20 protein-coding genes are annotated in these 19,681 nt (G+C 55.4%); 7 read left to right on the forward strand and 13 right to left on the reverse strand.

Annotation, left to right across the window (positions count from 1 at the left end):
- Positions 1-43: 43 nt before the first annotated feature.
- The gene (gene galE / locus FFS64_RS25455; RefSeq protein ID WP_137807630.1) at positions 44-1,060 is read right to left on the reverse strand and encodes a UDP-glucose 4-epimerase GalE; all 1,017 of its coding nucleotides are present in this window, start codon (positions 1,058-1,060) and stop codon (positions 44-46) included.
- Positions 1,061-1,373: 313 nt separating this feature from the next.
- Here galE and galU point away from each other — a divergent pair, with 313 nt between their 5' ends.
- Together galU and FFS64_RS25465 are read left to right on the forward strand one after the other, a co-directional pair.
- Positions 1,374-2,207 carry a UTP--glucose-1-phosphate uridylyltransferase GalU gene (gene galU, locus FFS64_RS25460; protein WP_137807631.1) on the forward strand — a complete coding sequence of 278 codons (834 nt, stop codon included), beginning with the start codon at positions 1,374-1,376 and terminating at the stop codon, positions 2,205-2,207.
- A 64-nt stretch (positions 2,208-2,271) separates the two neighbouring features.
- Entirely contained in the window at positions 2,272-2,700 is a 429-nt protein-coding gene (locus tag FFS64_RS25465; RefSeq protein ID WP_137807632.1) for a mannose-1-phosphate guanylyltransferase, read from the forward strand.
- 4 nt (positions 2,701-2,704) lie between these two features.
- Here FFS64_RS25465 and FFS64_RS25470 read toward each other — a convergent pair whose 3' ends face one another.
- From FFS64_RS25470 to FFS64_RS25505, 8 genes are all read right to left on the reverse strand, one after another.
- Positions 2,705-3,862 (reverse strand): SGNH/GDSL hydrolase family protein, encoded by a 1,158-nt coding sequence (locus FFS64_RS25470; RefSeq protein WP_137807633.1) that lies wholly within the window; start codon positions 3,860-3,862, stop codon positions 2,705-2,707.
- Between the two features lie 22 nt (positions 3,863-3,884).
- Positions 3,885-4,922, reverse strand: coding sequence for an acyltransferase family protein (locus tag FFS64_RS25475; protein ID WP_137807634.1), 1,038 nt, complete (start codon positions 4,920-4,922; stop codon positions 3,885-3,887).
- Positions 4,923-4,934: 12 nt separating this feature from the next.
- Complete coding sequence (locus tag FFS64_RS25480) at positions 4,935-6,038, reverse strand: hypothetical protein (protein ID WP_137807635.1); 1,104 nt, start codon at positions 6,036-6,038, stop codon at positions 4,935-4,937.
- Entirely contained in the window at positions 6,038-7,258 is a 1,221-nt protein-coding gene (locus FFS64_RS25485) for a polysaccharide biosynthesis C-terminal domain-containing protein (protein WP_137807636.1), read from the reverse strand. Before FFS64_RS25485 ends, FFS64_RS25480 begins: the two co-directional genes overlap by 1 nt.
- Positions 7,255-8,367, reverse strand: a complete 1,113-nt coding sequence (locus FFS64_RS25490) for a polysaccharide pyruvyl transferase family protein (protein ID WP_137807637.1) — start codon at positions 8,365-8,367, stop codon at positions 7,255-7,257. The genes FFS64_RS25485 and FFS64_RS25490 overlap by 4 nt, the downstream gene beginning before the upstream one ends.
- Before the next feature lie 14 nt (positions 8,368-8,381).
- The gene (locus FFS64_RS25495) at positions 8,382-9,464 is read right to left on the reverse strand and encodes a glycosyltransferase (protein ID WP_137807638.1); all 1,083 of its coding nucleotides are present in this window, start codon (positions 9,462-9,464) and stop codon (positions 8,382-8,384) included.
- Between the two features lie 82 nt (positions 9,465-9,546).
- The gene (locus tag FFS64_RS25500) at positions 9,547-11,775 is read right to left on the reverse strand and encodes a polysaccharide biosynthesis tyrosine autokinase (protein WP_137807639.1); all 2,229 of its coding nucleotides are present in this window, start codon (positions 11,773-11,775) and stop codon (positions 9,547-9,549) included.
- Positions 11,776-11,819: 44 nt separating this feature from the next.
- Complete coding sequence (locus FFS64_RS25505; RefSeq protein WP_137807640.1) at positions 11,820-12,260, reverse strand: low molecular weight protein-tyrosine-phosphatase; 441 nt, start codon at positions 12,258-12,260, stop codon at positions 11,820-11,822.
- A gap of 293 nt (positions 12,261-12,553) precedes the next feature.
- On the opposite strand from FFS64_RS25505, the gene FFS64_RS25510 reads away from it, so the two are divergent.
- Entirely contained in the window at positions 12,554-13,516 is a 963-nt protein-coding gene (locus FFS64_RS25510; protein ID WP_137807641.1) for a cellulase family glycosylhydrolase, read from the forward strand.
- 24 nt (positions 13,517-13,540) lie between these two features.
- On the opposite strand, the gene FFS64_RS25515 is transcribed toward FFS64_RS25510, so the two are convergent.
- Entirely contained in the window at positions 13,541-13,897 is a 357-nt protein-coding gene (locus tag FFS64_RS25515; protein WP_256660533.1) for a hypothetical protein, read from the reverse strand.
- 395 nt (positions 13,898-14,292) lie between these two features.
- Here FFS64_RS25515 and tal point away from each other — a divergent pair, with 395 nt between their 5' ends.
- Positions 14,293-15,219, forward strand: coding sequence for a transaldolase (gene tal / locus FFS64_RS25520; RefSeq protein ID WP_137807643.1), 927 nt, complete (start codon positions 14,293-14,295; stop codon positions 15,217-15,219).
- A 220-nt stretch (positions 15,220-15,439) separates the two neighbouring features.
- Here tal and rssC read toward each other — a convergent pair whose 3' ends face one another.
- Entirely contained in the window at positions 15,440-15,922 is a 483-nt protein-coding gene (gene rssC / locus FFS64_RS25525) for an anti-sigma factor antagonist RssC (protein WP_137807644.1), read from the reverse strand.
- Positions 15,922-17,103: a two-component system response regulator RssB gene (rssB, locus tag FFS64_RS25530; protein ID WP_137807645.1), complete on the reverse strand. Its 1,182-nt coding sequence runs from the start codon at positions 17,101-17,103 to the stop codon at positions 15,922-15,924. Before rssB ends, rssC begins: the two co-directional genes overlap by 1 nt.
- 275 nt (positions 17,104-17,378) lie before the next feature.
- Here rssB and FFS64_RS25535 point away from each other — a divergent pair, with 275 nt between their 5' ends.
- Positions 17,379-17,678, forward strand: a complete 300-nt coding sequence (locus tag FFS64_RS25535; protein ID WP_137807646.1) for a PilZ domain-containing protein — start codon at positions 17,379-17,381, stop codon at positions 17,676-17,678.
- Positions 17,679-17,737: 59 nt separating this feature from the next.
- Here the strand turns inward: FFS64_RS25535 and FFS64_RS25540 are convergent, their stop codons facing one another.
- Complete coding sequence (locus FFS64_RS25540; protein ID WP_137807647.1) at positions 17,738-18,427, reverse strand: VacJ family lipoprotein; 690 nt, start codon at positions 18,425-18,427, stop codon at positions 17,738-17,740.
- Positions 18,428-18,627: 200 nt separating this feature from the next.
- Here FFS64_RS25540 and FFS64_RS25545 point away from each other — a divergent pair, with 200 nt between their 5' ends.
- Both FFS64_RS25545 and FFS64_RS25550 read left to right on the forward strand, forming a co-directional pair.
- Entirely contained in the window at positions 18,628-19,257 is a 630-nt protein-coding gene (locus FFS64_RS25545) for an HAD family phosphatase (protein WP_137807648.1), read from the forward strand.
- 124 nt (positions 19,258-19,381) lie between these two features.
- The gene (locus FFS64_RS25550; protein ID WP_137807649.1) at positions 19,382-19,645 is read left to right on the forward strand and encodes a DUF4404 family protein; all 264 of its coding nucleotides are present in this window, start codon (positions 19,382-19,384) and stop codon (positions 19,643-19,645) included.
- The last annotated feature ends 36 nt before the right edge of the window (positions 19,646-19,681 follow it).

Consider the following 19,681-nt stretch of genomic DNA (forward strand, 5'->3'; position numbering starts at 1 on the left):
ATCCTTAACGTTTCCACCGGAAATAACATTCGCGCAAAAAACCTTACCCCTGGTACCCCCCGGGATGCCCGGATTGCCAGCGCCAGGTGTCCATCATCATCTGCCGCAAATCCCGGGTGGCCTTCCAGCCCAGCTCCTGCGCCGCCTTGGAGGGATCGGCCCAACACTCGGCGACGTCGCCCGGGCGGCGCGGCATCACGCGATAAGGCACTGGTCGGCCCGAAGCCTGTTCGAATGCCTGCAGCACTTGCAGGACGCTGTAGCCGTCACCCGTGCCCAGGTTCCAGATGTTGATGCCGGTGCGCCCCGAGATCGCCTGCAATGCCTTGAGATGTCCGTCCGCCAGGTCCACCACATGAATGTAGTCGCGCACACCGGTGCCATCGACCGTGGGGTAATCGTCACCGAAAACCGACAGTTCTTGCAGGCTACCCACGGCAACCTGGCTGATATAGGGCACCAGGTTGTTCGGAATACCGCGGGGATCCTCCCCCATGAGCCCACTGGGGTGCGCCCCGACCGGATTGAAATAACGCAGTAATGCAACGCTCCAGCGCGGGTCCGTCGCACACAGATCCTGCAACACGTTCTCCACGATCAACTTGGACTGCCCGTAAGGGTTCGTGGGGGAACCGGTGGGGAAATCTTCACGGATCGGCATCTGCTCAGGGGCGCCGTAAACCGTGGCCGATGAACTGAACACCAGGCGGAATACGCCGGCCGCCGCCATCGCCTGGCAGAGCGTGACGCTGCCACTGACGTTGGCCTGGTAATACTCAAGCGGTTTGCGCACGCTTTCGCCGACCGCCTTGAGCCCGGCGAAATGCAACACGGCATCAATGGAATGCTCTTGGAAAATCCGGTCCAGCAAGGCCCGGTCGCAGACATCCCCTTGAATCATTAATGCGGTTTTACCGCAGATGGCCTCCACCGCATGCAAGGCGGCAGCGGAACTATTACTCAGGTTATCCAGCACAACCACTTCAGCGCCCGACTCAAGCAGCGCAAGTGCAGTGTGCGAACCGATATAACCGGTCCCACCCGTTACGAGTATTTTCATAAAACGGTCCATAATGGGGATATTTGAAGGGCTAACTGGCAAGCGCCGTGTTTAAAACACTCACTCACCGCAATTAAACATCCTGCTTAATTAGCACCTTGCAGAACCCGACACCACGAACACATACCGACTAAAACTAACTAAATAACATTCATACCGACAACTAATAACAATTACCCACTGCCCACCCTCTAACAATTGCCACCCACAATCGCCTCATGTATTAAGTAAACTTGGCAATACATCGCAACTCACGACCCAAGTTACGTCATATCCCAGCGGGTCGTGAACAATGACTTCCCAGGAACTCACTATGATTCGTAAATGCTTGTTCCCCGCCGCTGGCTACGGCACGCGTTTCCTGCCTGCAACAAAAGCAATGCCCAAGGAAATGCTGCCGATCGTCAACAAGCCCTTGATTCAATATGCCGTTGAAGAAGCACGGGATGCCGGCCTTCAGAACATGGCGATCGTGACCGGTCGGGGTAAGCGGGCGCTGGAAGATCATTTCGACATCAGTTATGAACTGGAACATCAGATTCGCGGCACCGAAAAAGAAAAGTTTCTCGCCAGTACCCGGGAGCTGATCGAAACCTGCACCTTTGCCTACACCCGCCAGGTCGAAATGAAGGGCCTGGGCCATGCCATTCTCAGTGGTCGACCGTTGATCGGTGATGAACCCTTTGCCGTGGTGCTGGCCGACGACCTGTGCCTGAACCTGCACGGCGACGGTGTCCTGGCGCAGATGATCAAGCTCTACAAAAAATTCCGCTGCTCGATCGTGGCGATCCAGGAAGTGCCTCGCGATCAGACGCATAAATACGGAGTGATCGCCGGGGACCTGATTTCAGAGGGCATCTACCGGGTCAACACCATGGTGGAAAAGCCGGCTCCCGAGGACGCGCCGTCCAACATGGCGATCATCGGGCGCTACATTCTGACCCCCGATATTTTTGACTTGATCGCGGACACTCAACCCGGCAAGGGCGGCGAAATCCAGATCACCGATGCGCTCATGAAGCAGGCGAAAAACGGTTGCGTACTGGCCTACAAGTTCGACGGCCTGCGCTTTGATTGCGGTAGCGCGGAAGGCTACATCGACGCGACCAACTTCTGTTATGAGCAGCTGTATCTCAAGGGCCTTTAACCAGCCCCCACATCGCTCCCGCTCCGGAGCTGTCGTTCCCATTCTTTCATCCAGGCGGACCACTATGAACACAGTAAAAAGCTCGGTAGAGATCGAACTGAAAACGGGCAACTTCGGAGCGATGGCGTGGCTGTCAAACAACCCGTCGTTTGCTTCGACCGCGAGGATCGGCACCGACACGCCCCTGCTGGTGGAGCGCATCGGCGTGTTCCCCTCATCGGGCGATATCCACCGAAGAATCAACGACCCGCGCCCTCTCCTGGCTTACCTGAAGAACTTCTATGCGCACCAAGCCCTGGATGTCGACGAGCGTGACGGCCTCAAAGTGATTTTCGTCGACTGGCGCTTTCGGGTTCACATTCCCCGGGGCGATGCGGCGATCGTCATCAATGTCGAGACACGCCGCGATCCCGATCTGATGCCGCTGAAAACCGCGGAACTGCTGGGCCATCTGGAACGCTTCGAGCACAGGATGAGTTGCCCTGGGCAGTGAATGATTATTTCAACGCTGCGCCACACTCACCCTGGGGCGATACCGCTTCGACCCCGTCCACGATCAAACGATAGAAAAAGTCTGCGATAAGCCGCCCTCCTGTGCCGGGGATGGGATGGATCTTGTCGGGACCGATCATGGGCGTTGGGCCGTTGCTGGCATAGCGCTTGAAGTCCGGACCAAACGTGCATTGCAGACTTGCATACACCAGGTGCTGTGAACGCGCCCAGGGCTCCAGGACCTGGGCATAATCCGACATCGGATAGGCACTGGATCGCGTCGTGTCCTCGCGCAGGATCAGTTGGATGCTCGCCGCCGGATGAACGTCGCGGATCATCCCCACCAACCCCTTTATGTTCTCCAGATACGCTTGGGGCTTTACGCCAAACCCTTGGTCGTTGCCGCCCAGCATGATCAGGTAAACGTCTGCCGGTATCTTTGCAACGACCGCCTTCCACTGCGCCTGCCATTGGCTGTCGGGGTGATAGAAATCAGCCGACGCGGCACCGGACGCGGCGAGTTTGGAGACCCTGACGCCGCCACTGTCGTTGGCCATCCACAGGCCGAACAGCGTTGGCGCACCTCTGACTACCTCGATCCTGAGTGCCCAATCAGGGCTGGCTGGAACGCCGGCCAGTTCCACAGCCTGGACACCCGAACCGGCAAGGCGCAACGGGTGCCAGCCATCCCCCGCCCCCCACCGATACCGCAGTTCATTGACGTTGCCGTTGCCCAGGTAAAATAACCTGGCCTGGGCAATGGACGTGTTGATGGCAGCGGTTTGCCTGGCATCGACCTCAAGATAGGCCCCCGCCTGCCCGGTGAGGGTGCGACTGTCGGGACTCGCCTGCCCGAGCGCGGAAACATCCCACTCACCGCCGAAGTACTGCTGGTTGCTGCGGGTGTACTTGTAGTTCGTACCGCCCAGTGCCGCGCCATGATTGAATCCGACATAGCCGGGCCCGGCGAAGCCGAAGTCCTTCGCCAATCGTTGAGTGAGCTGATTGAGATAAAAGTCCTGGCCCGCGCTGTAGCTGTCACCGATCACCGAGATCGCCAACACCTTCCCTTTGACTTCACCCAGTTGCGCAAGCCGTTGGCGAACACTTTTGACTTCGATCACGGGAACCGGAACGGGAGGTACCGCAGGGACATCCATCATGGATTCCCTCCTCTATCGGCACTCAGGATTGAGACACCTTCAATCCGGCTTCCGGGGTGGATTTACGAGCCGCGCGCTCACCCAGAAACAGCACCGAAGTCAGGCTGAACCGGCTGAACACATTGGCCAGCAGCACGGGCCCGATCAATCCGCTCAGCAACCCGCCCAAGACCAGCACACTCTCATCGGTGACACCCAAACGACCCAGCGCAAAACGTGACGTGGCGGCAAACAGCACATGGAAAAGGAAGATGGCGTAGGAATACCCGCCAAGCCAGATCAGCAATCGCGAGCGCATGTCCGTCGACAACAGGGCGACACAGGACACACAGCCCACAAGCAATCCGACGAGGCTTCTGCGATCAACAATCAGCTCGCGATCCACCGTGGCAATGTAGAGCAAGGCTATCGATATCAGGATAAACACAACGGGCCCGATGCCTTTGAGCGAACGCTTCAAGGCACCCACGTTTTCCTGGCAGATCATCCCCGTCACAAAGAAAGGCAATAGATAAACAGCCCCATTGATACCAAACGCATCAACTGGAAAGGCCGGCATCAAGAACACCACCGCCGAAAACACAAACAACAGATACAGGTGCAAGGGTGTGCGCAACAGCCCGCGCCACTGGAGAAAACCGACCAACATGAAAATGATGAAAACCGCCTGCAAGAACCAGAAGTGGTTGACCGGTAGATAAAACGACAACAAGGCATCGAGCAGGCTCACGTCCTTGTTAACTCCCGGCCCCACGGCCTGCAGGAGCGAGAAGGGAATGCCGACAAAAAACAGCGGTACGATCAACCTTCTGACCTTACCGACACAGTAAGCGGAAAAATCGTTACCCCTTACTTTGTAAATGGAATAGATGTAGCCGGATATAAAGGTGAACAGTGGCATCCTGACGTAAACCATCGAATCTGCAATCACTCGAAATGGCGACCCCAAGTCTATTTTCAATCCACCGTCCAACGGTCCTATCACGTGATAGAGCACCAGCAGCAGGCACGCCAGCCCACGAAGGGTTTCTATTTCCAACGACTTGTTCTTGCTTTGCATGGAACACGAACCTCAGTTCAATATTCTGGTTTCAATTAACTCAGGCTTCTTTGCACGCAATTGCAGCCCCAGCCCCACAAACAGAACGGGCACCACCATGGCGAAATGTCGTGCAAAGGAGCCGAAGTCCGGCTCGAACAGGCCTTGCACCAACAGGAAAGACAGGGGAATCGCGATCAGTTCTTTGACTTTCGGTTCGATGCTCAAGCCCTTGTAGTCACGGGAAGTCATGATCTTGAACATCAGCATCGAGGTCATCATCATCAGGACCACGAAGATGATCTGCCCCAGACCGGACAGGAGGATCAGTTCCACAGGGAATGACAGCCGGAAAAAAATAATCATGGAATCCAGGGCCTGTGACACAAAGTCTCCGCCGTTTATCCACGATATGATCAATGACTTCGAGCCTTCCTCGCCCAAGGTACGTTGTTCATTGCTATTGGCTCGGATGGACGATACCGAGTAGCCCACCAGCAGTTGAATCGCCGTTGCAATCGCCAGATAGAACGCGAACAACATCAGGAAAAAACTGAACCGCGATAGGTGTTTTTTCATGATGCAGACGCCGACCCAGACCAGCGAAAACAGTATCCAGTAAGGTCGGACCAGGATGCCGTAGAACAACGCCGAAAAGAAAAATCCGGCGCGGTATTTTCTTGAACATGAGAACAACAGGATGGCGATCATGGCCACCGAAACAATGATTTCCTTGGTCAGGTTCTCCAGGAAAAATGACCTGACAACACCCCACAGACACAAGGTCAGGAATATCGTCAGTGGCATTCTTCTGAAGATAAAGATGGGAATTGCAGTCAAAAACAGGTTGCACAGCATCCCGTAGGCCCATGCGTTTTCCAGATTGATTCCGGTCGGACGCAGCACATAGGCCGTGCAATCATAAGAAGAGCGCTCGGGAGAAAAGGGATTCCAGAAATTGCAGCTATCCGCACGCGCGTAGGAAGACCACAGTGTCATGGCATCGGGGCCAGGATCACGGTGCATCAGCAGCGGCATTGCAATGGACAGAAACAAGCCGCTGAACAAGATGAGGAACGACAGGGATGAGTCGAGTTTGCTTCCACGAAACTCAATGGACGGCAAAGATAAAGCCATTACGAAATCCCCTTTTCCCGGGCAAATCGCGTCAGTAACGCAATAACGACCAGTTGCACGACAATCGAGAACACATTGCCCCAGGCTGCGCCATAAATTGAAAAATGCTTGATGAGCACATAGCTCACGGGCAAGGAAACCAGCAAACAAACCGCTGCACTGATCACCGAAACCCGACTGTTTTTCGAGGCAATCAGCCCTCCCCAAACAATGTCGCCGATGGCGCGCAGGGCAAAAGAAAAGATCAGAACAGACAGGATTTTGTTATCCGGGCGCGGCACTTCCACCGCCACATAATCGAGCAGAATGTAGAAAAAGGCGTAGATCAACACGGCGACGGCGCCGCATAGCACCACGGAACGCATCACCCATTGGTTCAGGAACAGTTGCCGAACCGTCAGCGCCTGTGGATTGTCCTTATAGCGCTTGGCAAGGACCGGGATGCCAACGACCGCAACCACGGCATACGACAACGCTTGCAGGGTGTTGGCGGCCGACCACGAATACACGTACTTGCCGAGGCTCGCATAAGGTTCGATTTCGACGATAAGGAAACGCTCGAAGTACTGACTCAATATCATCAGGCCGCCGCCCAGGTAAAACGGCAACCCTGCTTTCCAGACAGAAGACGGGGTAATGACACTGGCCACTCGCCCGCGGTGGACGTCAACAACAATGAGGTACCCGGCAACCATCACCACGACGTTCGTGACCACCCACATCCATAGCACACTGTCGATCGTGGAAATCACCCCTGCCATGAGCCCGCCAACGGCAGCCAGCGCCCAAAGTCCGGTTTTTATAAAAAACAGCAAGGCGCCCCAATTGGCTTTTTGCGCTGAAAAAACAAACGAGTTGATTTCAAAGGAGAGGTGTTCAGTCAACAGCAGAAGCGTGACACAGGCGATCAACGCCGCACTCGCCTCGACATGACTGACGAGCGAGTAAAGGGCAACCGTCAACGTCGATAACACCAACCCCACAGCCAGGTACAACAGCAGTACCTTATCGACGACAAGCCGTGTACTTCCCCCGATGCTGATCAGTCGATTGATTTCAGAACTGAAGCCTACGCTGTAGAACTTCGAGGCAATGATCGCGGCAGCCATGACGACACCGTAAAAACCCACGGCTTCGTAGCCCAGATAACGCGTGACCGCCAGTACCAGCAAAAACTTCGCGCCTAACGCACCTCCGCGAAGCAGCAAGCGAAATATCATCGAATAATCCCTTTGATGATATCGTCCATCATTACCGATTTAGCTTCGATGCCCTTACAGGTATCCGTCAGCCTCTTGCCGAAACGCGATAACGCATCAGGGGCATAGACAGTGTTAATGATGTAATCGACATCAATGTCGCCACCGTTGACCACCCAGTCTTCAACACCCATATCCTGATAGGCGCCGAAACCTTTTCGCTCATAGCTAATGTGAAAGGCTGGAACACCGGCGAGCAACGACTCGATGGCGCCGTGCAGCCTCACCGAAATCACCAGGTCAGGTTGATATTTGGACAGGGTCGCTTTCAAAGGCAGCAGTTCTTCAGTGATACCGAGCTCGCGGTAAAACGCCCCGTCATCGTTACCACGCACAGAACTTTGCACAGCGCACACCACCTTGCTTTTGTCTCGCAGCCTCCTCAACAGAAGCTTCAGCTTGGCAACGTAGTCGCGTTTCTTTTCTTTGCTCCATTGCGGTGGCTTGCGCAGTACAACGCAAACCACACCAGGCGATGAGGCACAATGGATGAACTTTGGTTGTGCCAGAATCTTGCTCGCCAACGCCTGGACCGCCAGGTCTGGCGCGCGATAAACATTTTCATTGGTCTCAAACAGGGCCAAAGAACTGTTGTCCCTCACGAATACCGCATCGGCACTGGCGTAGTGCTCGACGATAGGGCGGCTCTCGCCGTGAAAGGGGCCGATGTTCTGTGGAAGGTAAACCGACGGCACTTTGCTGAGGATGGCCGTTTCCAGTTGCTTGGCATGACCGAGCTTGAGTTTGAGATGCTCCAAAGCGCTTTTCGAACGCATGTAGCCGCCGCCCACGCCCACAATCAAGTCAGTCGTACTCAACAGATCCTCGAGCTCCGAATAAGACTCCTTGAGGAAGATCGCCTCCTTTACTCTCTTCAATCCCCTGGCCGCCATGACCGGTGCGCCATAGCGTTTATAAGGAAGATAACTGAATGATTTCGGGTCTGAGGCAACGACGTTGATCGTGGTGTCGGCGCCAAAGTTTCGCAGTACCAAGGCAATGGACAAGTCCACAAGAAGTCCATCTCCGGAATTGGACGCACTGTAGCCATGCAAAATAGTTACGTTCATTGTCTTGAGTTCACTTAATGAGTTTGAGCGCAATACACGTCGTAGGTCTGCTGAATCATCAACGTCGCACTGAACCGCTCGCGCACGACCCTGCGACCTTCGGCGCCGAGTTCTGCCAACTTATGTTTGCTGATATTCACCAGCAGGCTGGCCAGCGCCTGATGATCGCCGGAACCGAACACGTAGCCGGTGACGTCATGCGTCACCAATTCAGGAAGTGAAGTACAGTCGCTGGCAATGACCGGCAAACCCATCGCCATGCCTTCGAGGGGCACCATGGCGAAGCCTTCCCAGCGACTCGGAACGATCAAGACATCGGCCTTTTTATAAAGGTCATTCACCTCGCTCGGGCTCACCCAAGGCAGATAAACAACCGAATCAATGGCCGGGCATTCGACAGAGTCCGAATTGACTGCGCTGCCCACGATCGTAAGCTTCAGATCGGCTCGCTCCACTTGGGAGAACGCCTTGAGCAGGACATCAAAACCCTTCTGGTAATCCAATCGACCGACAAACAAAAGATGGATATCCGGATCGGCTTCGGGCTTGCTCTCATCCTTCCTATAAGGAATGCCGTTATAGATCAGCTTCATGCGATGACGGTCGATACCGAAGTCGGCCGCTTTATCCATCTCGTACTGACTGACACAAACAATGGTGTCCGTCACCTTCTGCAAAAGCCGCTCAATCAGCGAATAGACTTTTTGTTTGGCGGGAGAACTCTCCATCAAGAACGAAAAGGCGTGCGGGCAATAAATGACTTTGGGTGAACGCCAAGGACGCATGACCAGACAGACACAGCGTCCGATCACGCCGGAGAACGTGCTGTGCAAATGCACGACATCAGGCTTTTCCTTGAACATGACGCGGATCAGCTGCCAGGCAAATCGCAGGAGGGAGAGCACGTCCCTCTTCTTTCGCGTAAAGGTCCTGATCTGGCGCTCATCAATGCCGGGCAGTTCCTGTTTCTGATCGAGAGGGATCAGATACACCAGTTCATACTGTTGATCTTCACCCTCGGGAGGTGTCGATATCGTGCGAATGACTGTCGCAACGCCACCCTTGATCGTTTCTGCCACGTGTAGAATTTTCTTCACAACCCACCCTTCTCCATGAATCTGATCGTCAGTAATCAAAGACCGAGAGTGGTCACTACGTCCCCTCTCGACCTGACTTGCATCACGATTTGTCAGAGGCGTATTCGTAGTTGTAATAGCCGTAGCCGCCATTACCGTAATAACTGGATGCCCGCTTCTCCACGCCGTTGAAGATGGCGCCCTTCAACTCGATGCCGTTTTGTGCAAAGCGGCGGATCGTCAATTCGATTTCCTTGGCCGGGTTCACACCAAAACGCGTCACGATCAGATTGATGGCGGCTTCACGGCCGACGATCGCGGCATCGGTCACCGCCAGCAGCGGAGGCGTGTCGATGATGACCACGTCATACAGCTCGCTGAGTTCTGCCAAGAGCGCTCTGAAGTTGGCATGCATCAACAGTTCAGAGGGGTTGGGCGGAACTTGCCCACGGCTGATGAAGTGCAGGTTTTCGATCTCGAGCTGATTGATCGCCTGCTCGAGGTTGCAGCGCTTGGCCAATAGATCGGACAACCCATTCTCGACCGAGGTGGCCAGGGTTTTGTGCAGATGACCTTTACGCATATCGGCATCGATCAGAACGACCTTTTGCCCGCTTTGAGCAATGACAGCGGCCAGGTTCGAGGACACGAAGGTCTTGCCGACCTCCGGGCTTGGGCCCGAAATCATGATCCGGTTGTTGGTGGCATCCAGTCCGGCGAAATGCAGGCAGGTGCGCAGGCTGCGTATGGACTCGATGGACAGGTCCGTCGGGTTGCGCAGCGCCAACAAAAAGGACTCGCGGTTTGCATCATCGCTCGACCGGGTCTTTTTAGTGTCCTGTTCCTGCTGCAGGGCGCTGTACGGAATAGACGCATAGACCGGCAGGCCCAGCTGTTCAATGGCTTCCGGCCCTTCGAGTCCCCGGCTGAGCGATTTGCGCACCAGCACCAGGGCAACGCCGACAAATCCGCCCAGGAAAGTCGCAATCACTACGATCAAGGCCTTGCGTGGCTTGATCGGGTTGGTCTTGTCCACGTCGGCCACATCTATCAGCCGCGCGTTACCGACCGCCCCTGCCCTGACGATGTCCAGCTCCTGGGATTTGTTCAGCAGTTGGGTGTAGATCTGGGTGGCCACTTCTACATCACGGGTGAGGTTCAACAGCTCTTGTTGTGTCGCGGGAAGCCCCTGGACTTTTTTCTCCAGACCGCGTCGCTGGCTATTCAAATCGCCCATCTGCGTCATCAGGGCGCGATAGGCCGGGTGCTCACGGGTGAACTTGCGGTCCATGTCCGCCTGCTGGAGTTTCAAATCGGAGATGCGTGTATCCAGCACCACGATCTGTTCCAGTACGGATTTGGTCTCGAGCGAAATGTTGACGGTGTTGCCACCCGTTTGATACGTATTGAGCGCGTTGCTGGCCTTGGCCAGATCCTCTTTGACTTGCGGCAATTGAGCTTGCAGGAAATCCAGGCTCTGGGCGGCCTCGGCAGAAGTACGTTGTACGTTCTGCTCCACATAAAGTGTCGAGACCTTGTTCAGGATCTTCACCGCCAACGCGTAGTCGGTGCTGGCCAGTGCCAGGCTGATGATGCCCGACTCTTTGCCCTGCTCGGAGACTTCCAGGTCGTCCTGGTAATCCTGAATGGTGACGATGCGAGGGTTGCGCACGACTTCGAATCGGGTGCCGGGATTGGCGGCCATGGTTGCGACGTGCACCGCTACACCATTTTGTGCGATTTCTTCGCCCGTCGCCCCGTCCAGCAGCAAGGCGCCGTCGTCGTCGAACAGTTTGAATCGTTGCTGCTCGGCGGCAACCAGCGTCAGCTTTTTACCCAGCAGTTCATCCGGCAGATCGAGCTTTGCGAACTCAAGACGTTCGCCCCCCCATGCATAGCCGTTCAGCCCCAGGCGCGCAGGCGCGACACCGCCAGCATCATCTCCCTTGTAACGCCTGGCCATAAAGCCGCCGATTACAGGGAAGGTGTTGGGTGTTACCACGATATCGAGATGCAGATCATCGACCGTTTTGCCGATGATCGTCCGGGACTTGATGATGCCGATCTCGGTCGCCGCCGGTGATTGCCCGCCGAGCATGCTGCTGATGTCGGAGAAGCCCAGCATGTCGTTCTTTTTGGGCTCCACCTGCACTAACGCATTAGCCAGATACACCGGCGGTGCCAGGACCGCATAGGCGGCACCGGCGACCATGAACGCTCCGGTGATGGCACCAATCAACCATTTATGATCAATCAACGTGCCTACCAGGCCGAGAATATCAATCTCGTCTCTATCTTTATCCCGGGTGCTGAGTACTGACGGTAACTGCATAATGTCTATTCTTTTACCATTATCACTAATCTGAAATTCATCCATCAACGTCCGAGGCGCTGCGCCCATGAGCCAACGGCATCTTTAATCAATGCATGGGCATGGACGAAAGCAGCTTTTCCTTGACGATACGGATCCTTGATTTCTCGCTCACTCTGCCACTTGCCCAAAAGAAACACTTTGCCTCTTGCGTGGGATGCAATACCGAGCACTTCCTTTATATGTTCCTTTTCCATGACGAGGATGAGATCGGATTCATTAACAATGGCTGGGGTAATCTGGCGCGCTTTAAATCCTTCGGCAGCGACTCCCTGTTCTTCAAGCACCTGGCGTGCATTGGTTTCCATAGGCTCGCCCACCCGCGCGTTCAGGCCCGCGGAGGTCACTACGATATCGGAGGGTTCCAACGCATTGCGCAGCAATAATTCGGCCGTAGGACTTCGACAAATATTGCCGACGCAGACAATAAGTATGTTTCTGAACAAGGCTACGCTCCCCGTACTGTGTCGATTTGGCCAATGTATCGCCCCGACAGGGTCGGTCCCGCATTCAGAGATGGATCAATCCTATTAATGCAAGCATATTAAATACCACGACACACAAAAACGCCCTACTGGAATAGCCGGACTAAAAATAACGATCTTTTGGAATAACTAATTTCCCCGACAAAAAATAACATTTCGTTACTTCAGGTTTAATTTCGAACGCTGTGGTGATATGGCTGTATTTCCTTCATCTACAGAAAGGATTAATTCGCTTGCCACCAGGAGACTCTGTCATGACCCTCATGCGTTTTAGACGCCTGGCCACTTCGACACTTTTAGCACTCGGCACGTCCATCCACGCTTATGCGGTTGAATCGTTCCCCGCCCTCGAAAAAGACAAGCGAGTAGGCGTCCAGGTAAAAATACAAAACTTCTCGGCCACCGACGCCCGACAGATCAAGGACGCGGGGTTCGGGTTCGTGCGCTTCGGGGTTTGGACCAACAGCCTGGCAAGCCCGGCGTATCGAACCCTGATCAGCGAGGCCTTTGCCGCCACAAAATCCGCCGATCTTCCGGTGCTGATGACCATCCGCTCGACGAAGGCGCTGGCCAATTCCACCAGTAGCAGTGATCTGGCCACTGCCGGCGAGACATTCGCCAACGCGATCATCGACCTGGAAAACACCTATCGCACACAACTGGTCGCCATTGAGATCTGGAATGAACCGGACTTGCCGACCTACTGGCCCACGGGGAACTTCGAGACCACATTCGTTCCCTTCATGAGCGCCGTCTGCAACGCCCTACAACAGCAAGAACACTCAACCCCGGTCATCGGGTTCGGGTTTGCCCGTGCCCCCACCAAGGGTTCCGCATCCACGGCGGCATTGAGCAAAATCGTCACGGATTATCCCCAGTGCATCCGCGCCGTTTCATATCACCCCTATGGCATGTCGAGCACCGAAATCAGTCGGGCTCAAACATTCATATCCGAAAACTTTCATTTGCCCGGCGTCATTTCCGAGTGGGGGGTTGCGTCACTGTTCATGAACGGAGGCACTACGGGCCAAGCATCGAAATTGGCCAGTTTCATTAAAGAGACCCATCAACTGGATATCGCACTGACGTCAATTTATGAATGGAAGAACAACGACTCAGGCAGTAACGACCGGGAGAAAAATTTCGGTTTGAACACCTCTGACGGTCAATCAAAGCCTGCGGCGAATGCCGTACAAGTCATCTTGAAATCGAAATAGCCCATCACGCTGTATCGAAGCGAACTAATTCCTGTCAACGAATTCTGAATAGCTTGCTTCATCCATCGCCAGCTCTGCTTCCACCAATGCTTCCAACAAAACGGCCTGTGCTTCGATGCGCAGGCCGTGCTGAAACTTTCGCGACTGGTTCATTTGCTCGATCAACACATGGGTAACTTCGAAGGGCGAACTGCATTTCACCCGTTTCAACCAGCCCGGAATGCTCTTCGCCGCTTTGACCTGCGCCATGCCAAGCACGCCCGTCATATTGTCCGGATAGTGCTGCCTTGAAACGGCCAACAATTCTTCAAAAACTCCGGTGAGTTTCTTTAAGGTATAACCGAGAATAAGATCATCGAAGGCCTTCACAATGCCAGACATCCGTTTTCCTTGTGAGGTCATATTCCCGCCCAGCACAGATGCATATCCGCTTTACACTACACGTCATCCGGACTTGATGATCGGACATGTTCTAACGTTATAAATTACCTCGCTTGAATGCACTTGCCCGGACTTCCATTGAACACCTGCATGACGTTTGATTGACGATTTATAACAGTGAACAGCATTCGGCCTGGATGTCTGCCGTGGGGCCAACGGTCAGCTGTGTTGAACCCGCGCGCCGTTTTGGCATCGTATTTACCGATTACCGCGCCCCACCTTTCAAACAACCGTTTTCAGGTTGTTGCCGCCGGGGCCGTCGATACACGTACACGCCCTTGAGTGGCTGTCAGCCCTCGGGTAATGTCAACAGACCCACAGGACAGAGCACGCCCATGACTTCCAAGCTGGAACAACTCAAACAAATGACCACCGTGGTTGCCGACACCGGCGACTTCGAAGCGATCGCTCGCGTTAAACCGGTGGACGCTACCACCAACCCTTCCCTGCTGCTCAAGGCTGCGGCCATTCCCGCTTATGCCCAATTGCTGAATGCTTGTGTCAGCGACTGCAAGGGCGATGTCGGGCTGGCAAGCGACCGTTTTGGCGTCGCGGTGGGGCAGGAAATCCTCAAGGTCATTCCTGGCCGTATTTCCACTGAAGTGGATGCACGCCTGTCGTTCGACACTGACGCCGTATTGAAGCGTGCGCACCGTCTGATCGAGCTGTATGAAAAAGCCGGCATCGGTCGCGATCGCGTGCTGATCAAGATCGCTTCGACCTGGGAAGGTATCCGCGCTGCGGAGATCCTGGAGAAGGAAGGCATCCAGACCAACCTGACCCTGTTGTTCTCCTTCGCTCAGGCCGCAGCCTGCGCTGACGCCGGGGTGTTCCTGATTTCGCCGTTCGTGGGCCGTATCTATGATTGGTACAAGAAAGCCACCGGCAACGAGTACACCGGCGCGGACGATCCGGGCGTGCAGTCGGTGACACGAATCTACAACTACTACAAGGCCAACGATTACAAAACCGTGGTGATGGGCGCCAGCTTCCGTAACCTGAGCCAGATCGAGCAGTTGGCCGGTTGTGACCGGTTGACCATCAGCCCGGACTTGATCGACAAACTGGCGACGGATACCGGCAAGCTGGAACGCAAACTGGCACCGGGTCATACCGGTGAAGCGCGCCTGAACCTCAATGAAGCACAGTTCCGCTGGTTGTCCAACGAGGACGCCATGGCGACCGAGAAGCTGGCTGAAGGGATTCGTCAGTTTGCTCGTGACCAGGAGAAGCTTGAGGCGTTGCTGCAGGCCAAGCTGTGATCTGAGCCGTTGGAATGCAAAAAGGGCGAACCCTGGTGGGTTCGCCCTTTTTTCTGCGCGATTGATAGCTCGCTGACCTTGCGCTGACAGGCGTGGTTTGAAAGGACGCCTTCGCGAGCAGGCTCGCTCCCACAGGGGATTTGTAGTGCTGTCGGGTTAAATGGTCAAACGAAGAACCTGCTCGCGAAGGAGCAATTGCGGCCCACATCACGTCAGCGGATCAATGCCGCTCCAGCGCATTCACCAGATCATGAAACGCTTCACGATTGGAATCGTTCAGGCCCATGAGGATCTTGTGCGCTTCAAGCACCTTGATCCGCACCACCTCTTCGGACTGGTCCTGATCCGGCAGGTCGTCCAGGCACTCAGGACAAGGCACAGGCTTGTCGACGATGTTGAACACCTGCTCGAAGCCCATGGACTGCAACAGACGGGTGATGTCTTCGTGGGTGGTGACGACGGTCGGCAGCAGGCCGACCTTTTGCCGCGACAGGATCGACAGCTTGGCCAACAAGCCAAGCGTGGTGCTATCGATGCTGCGGGTTTCGGTCAAATCGATCACGATCGCGTTGAAATTCATCGCGGTGAAGATTTTCTCAATAGTCGCATCCAACGCCGAACACAGGGTCAGGCGAACTTCACCGATGAACTTGAGGACGAAAGTGCCATCCTGCTCGGCGAACTGGATTCTACCGGTACTCATTAAAGATTCCTGCTCAACACCAACAGGGCGATATCATCCGGCATCTCCCCTAGCGTGGCCAATCCAAAAACCTGCCGCAGACCATCCAGGCTGCCGCCCGCTGCCTTGACCCGTTGGGGCAACGCAGCTTCTTTTTCTTTGAGTGTGGGTTCTGGCAAAAGGTCCAGAATGCCATCAGACATCAGCGTCAGGCTGAACGTCGGTGGCAACTCCAGCACGTGGTCTTCGTAGGTGGCTTCGTTGAAGAGGCCCACCGGCAGGCCACGCCCTTCCAGATAACAAACACTGTCGGGGGTGTACAACACAGGCAACGGCAAATGACCACCGATGCTGTAGGTCAACAAACCTGTCTCCTCGTCGATGACTCCACCGACCATTGTGACGTGTTTGCCCAGCTTACAACTGATCAGGCCCCGGTTGATATGACCAAGAACCTCAGAAGGCTTGAATTCCGGCAAAGTGCCGCTGCGCTTGGATTCGAACAGCAGGCGCGTGGTCATGAACTTCAGCAGCACGGTGACGAAGGCTGAAGAGGCGCCATGACCGGAAACATCCGCCAGGTAGAACGCAACCCGACGCTCGTCGACCCGAAAATAGTCGACAAAATCACCCGACAGGTACAGCGACGGGATGATCTGGTGAGCAAACTTGAACTCGTTAATGGCCCAAGGGCTGACCGGCAGCATGTTCATCTGCACCTGGCGACCGGCGTTCTGGTCTTCCTGGAGCAGGTTCAGGCTGGCGGCGAGCTCGCGGTTGGCCTTTTCCAGCTTTTCGCGGTAACGCTGGTTTTCCAGCAGCAGGCGTGCGCGATCCAACGCCCGACGCACAGAATGCTCAAGCACAGCCAAGTCTTCGAGAGGTTTGATCAGGTAGTCCGCCGCCCCCAGGCGCAGCGCCTCGACCGCATCGTTCATCACGCCGGCACCCGACACCACGATCACCGGCGTTTGCGGTGACAGCTCGGTAACCTGGCGAATGAGTTCGAGTCCACCCATCTGCGGCATGCGCAGATCGCAGATGACCAAGTCGGGCTTGTCTTGCTCGAATACCTGAAGACCCTGCTGACCATTACTGGCCTGCAAGACGCTGAAACCACTGTCTTCCAAATAGGCGGCGAGGCTCGCGCGCACTACTTCGTCATCATCGATTATCAGCAGCGTGGCACTGGTTTTTGGCATGTGGGCAAACGGCGCCAGAATTAGGTTGGCGTAGCGGCTCGGATTTTGGCCCGGCTCACACTACTGGATTCGCTTTCTAGCCTCTCTGTCGCACCGTTTTCGAGCGTTTGCCCTACACACATGTACACCAGAGGTGCCCTTCTAAGGCGCAGACGGTACTCCCATCCGCGAGGCGTTTCAAGCTCACGCCGATGGTCGCTTGACGTCTACACTCTTCAAAGCACCGGGAGTTATAAAAACCGTCAAAACCGTAACCCAACGGAAGGATCAAGGCCATGAGTCAAACCAGTCGGGACTATAGCGAAAAGCGCGATTTCATCCGCATGCGGGTCGATGCCGATGTGTCGCTGATTCATGAAGGGGACGAGGTACCAGCCGTCTGCATCGACCTTTCCAGCAGCGGGATGCAGCTGCAGGCGCCGCGTTTGTTCACGGCGGGTGACCGGCTTAGCGTGCGTATTGAATCCGAACACGCCGCGCTCAAAGGGCTCGAAGCCGACACCGAAGTGGTGTGGGTGAAGGAGCAGCACGGGGGCGGTCAGAAACTTGGCCTTACAATCCTGAAGATGAACTGACCCGTTCCAGACGAAAAAAGGCAGCCCGAAGGCTGCCTTTTTCGATATATCGGTCAGGATCAGAAATCGTCTTCGACCTGGCCGTCCTTTACCTTGAACTCGCGGTTCTGCAGGTAGGCGTTACGAATGAAGGTGTACTTGTCGCCAGTGATCAATTTCTCGGTGGACAGCAAGTTCGCCCGGGTATCGACAATGTTCAGAGCGAAAACCGAATTACGCACCGGTACATCGTTCATGTAGCGATATGGGCCGGTGTAACTGTCGACGAGCTTCGAAGGCGCATCACGCAAGGTGCTAGGGCCAAGCAGCGGCAGCATCACATACGGACCGCTGCCTACACCCCAGTAACCCAGGGTCTGGCCGAAATCTTCGTCATTGCGTTGCAGGCCCATTTGGGTGCCGACATCGAAGAAACCCAGCAGGCCGAACGTGGTGTTGAAGATCAATCGTGCGGTGTCGACACCTGCTGCCGCGGGTTTGGCCTGCAGGATATCGTTGGCGAGGTTGGTCACATCGCCGACGTTGCGGAACATGTTGTGGATGCCATCTTCAAGGAACTGCGGCGTCACGAACTGATAGCCCTGGGCCAATGGCTTCAGTGCATAAGTATCGAGTACATCGTTGAACTTGTAGATCGGACGGTTGATGCTTTCCCAAGGATCATCTTCCGACGCTGCCTGGGCAACGAACGGAACCAGCATCGCGCTGGCGCACACACAAAGTTGAGCTAGATGATTGCTCCAGCGCATAGAAAACTCCTTGGATTTGTACAGTCGCCGGGCGCTTGGCTCGACGCAAAGACCGCTAGTATAAGACGTAAACGCCGTTTAAGGCAGCATCGCAGCCGCGCGCCTGAGCATGATGCCTGTCGATTGTGAGCGATTCACACCCATGTCATGCAACTGTCACCGACGATCCCTAGCTTTGAGGCTATTTCAGGGACGTTGACATGCCGCACGCCGAAACATCGCCTCAAACCGCACCAAACCTGACCGCCGTGCTCTTCGGTCTCAGTGGTTGCCTGGTGGATTTCGGCGCGCGTACGCGCCTGCTTGAGGGCTATTCGGTCGAACACGCCGAAGCCACCCCTGGGGCGATCGACAGCGTGTACAGCTTGCAGCGCCAGCAGATTCCCTGCGCCTGGCTCGATGAATTATCCCCCGCCCTCAGCCATTCCCTGGCCGTAGCGCTGCCGGAATGGATCAAACCCTCGCCGCCATCGCAACAACTTGCAACAATCAATCCTTGGCCGGCACCGAATGCGTGCTGGCAAGCGCTGATGTCGCTGAACGTCGAGCGACTGGATGGCTGCGTACTGGTCAGCGGTGAACCGCGCTTGCTGCAATCGGGACTCAACGCCGGCCTGTGGACAATCGGTTTGGCGTCCTGTGGCTCGCTCTGCGGGCTGTCACCCACTCAATGGCAGGCATTGTCCCCGCAGGAACGGGACATCAAGCGCGGCAAGGCAACCATGCAGCTCTTCGGCCTGGGCGTGCATTCGGTGATCGATCACCTGGGTGAACTCGACACCTGCCTGGCCGATATCAATCTGCGTCGGCTCAAGGGCGAAAAGCCCTGATCGCCGCCTCACACCGATGAAGGCATGCAGGTTGGGCAGGAGTGGATTAATCTTAGGGAAGCCATAGATCTTTAGTGCGCCGCCACGGTCTATGCCAGTGCCTATCGATAAAAGGAAGAACGCCATGTCTGCCCGCGAACTGCAAGACCAGCTCAATGCCCTGCGCGAGCAATTGGAACAGAATCCTCCGCTGACAGAAGCCGAGCGCGAAGACCTGGATGCACTGATGCAAAAGATTAAACTTGAGCTTGATCTCGAAACCAAGACCAAGGACGTCAACCTCGCCGATAACGTCAACCTGGCCGTCGAACGCTTCGAACTCGAACACCCGACCCTTGCCGGCACCCTGCGACAGATTGGCCAGGCCCTGCACAGTATGGGGATCTGAATCCACCGGATGCAATGTAGGAGCGAGCTTGCTCGC

Source organism: Pseudomonas sp. G(2018) (assembly GCF_005502415.1).
GTDB lineage: Bacteria > Pseudomonadota > Gammaproteobacteria > Pseudomonadales > Pseudomonadaceae > Aquipseudomonas.

Bases quoted from the DNA above. Each gene is read 5' to 3' on its own strand.
- galE (WP_137807630.1), bottom strand. From the start codon at position 1,060: ATGAAAATACTCGTAACGGGTGGGACCGGTTATATCGGTTCGCACACT.
- FFS64_RS25535 (WP_137807646.1), top strand. From the start codon at position 17,379: ATGAGTCAAACCAGTCGGGACTATAGCGAAAAGCGCGATTTCATCCGC.
- FFS64_RS25515 (WP_256660533.1), bottom strand. From the start codon at position 13,897: ATGTCTGGCATTGTGAAGGCCTTCGATGATCTTATTCTCGGTTATACC.
- FFS64_RS25475 (WP_137807634.1), bottom strand. From the start codon at position 4,922: ATGCAAAGCAAGAACAAGTCGTTGGAAATAGAAACCCTTCGTGGGCTG.
- FFS64_RS25550 (WP_137807649.1), top strand. From the start codon at position 19,382: ATGTCTGCCCGCGAACTGCAAGACCAGCTCAATGCCCTGCGCGAGCAA.
- FFS64_RS25540 (WP_137807647.1), bottom strand. From the start codon at position 18,427: ATGCGCTGGAGCAATCATCTAGCTCAACTTTGTGTGTGCGCCAGCGCG.
- galU (WP_137807631.1), top strand. From the start codon at position 1,374: ATGATTCGTAAATGCTTGTTCCCCGCCGCTGGCTACGGCACGCGTTTC.
- FFS64_RS25470 (WP_137807633.1), bottom strand. From the start codon at position 3,862: ATGATGGATGTCCCTGCGGTACCTCCCGTTCCGGTTCCCGTGATCGAA.
- rssC (WP_137807644.1), bottom strand. From the start codon at position 15,922: ATGAGTACCGGTAGAATCCAGTTCGCCGAGCAGGATGGCACTTTCGTC.
- tal (WP_137807643.1), top strand. From the start codon at position 14,293: ATGACTTCCAAGCTGGAACAACTCAAACAAATGACCACCGTGGTTGCC.
- FFS64_RS25465 (WP_137807632.1), top strand. From the start codon at position 2,272: ATGAACACAGTAAAAAGCTCGGTAGAGATCGAACTGAAAACGGGCAAC.
- FFS64_RS25500 (WP_137807639.1), bottom strand. From the start codon at position 11,775: ATGCAGTTACCGTCAGTACTCAGCACCCGGGATAAAGATAGAGACGAG.
- FFS64_RS25545 (WP_137807648.1), top strand. From the start codon at position 18,628: ATGCCGCACGCCGAAACATCGCCTCAAACCGCACCAAACCTGACCGCC.
- FFS64_RS25490 (WP_137807637.1), bottom strand. From the start codon at position 8,367: ATGAACGTAACTATTTTGCATGGCTACAGTGCGTCCAATTCCGGAGAT.
- rssB (WP_137807645.1), bottom strand. From the start codon at position 17,103: ATGCCAAAAACCAGTGCCACGCTGCTGATAATCGATGATGACGAAGTA.
- FFS64_RS25480 (WP_137807635.1), bottom strand. From the start codon at position 6,038: ATGGCTTTATCTTTGCCGTCCATTGAGTTTCGTGGAAGCAAACTCGAC.
- FFS64_RS25510 (WP_137807641.1), top strand. From the start codon at position 12,554: ATGACCCTCATGCGTTTTAGACGCCTGGCCACTTCGACACTTTTAGCA.
- FFS64_RS25485 (WP_137807636.1), bottom strand. From the start codon at position 7,258: ATGATATTTCGCTTGCTGCTTCGCGGAGGTGCGTTAGGCGCGAAGTTT.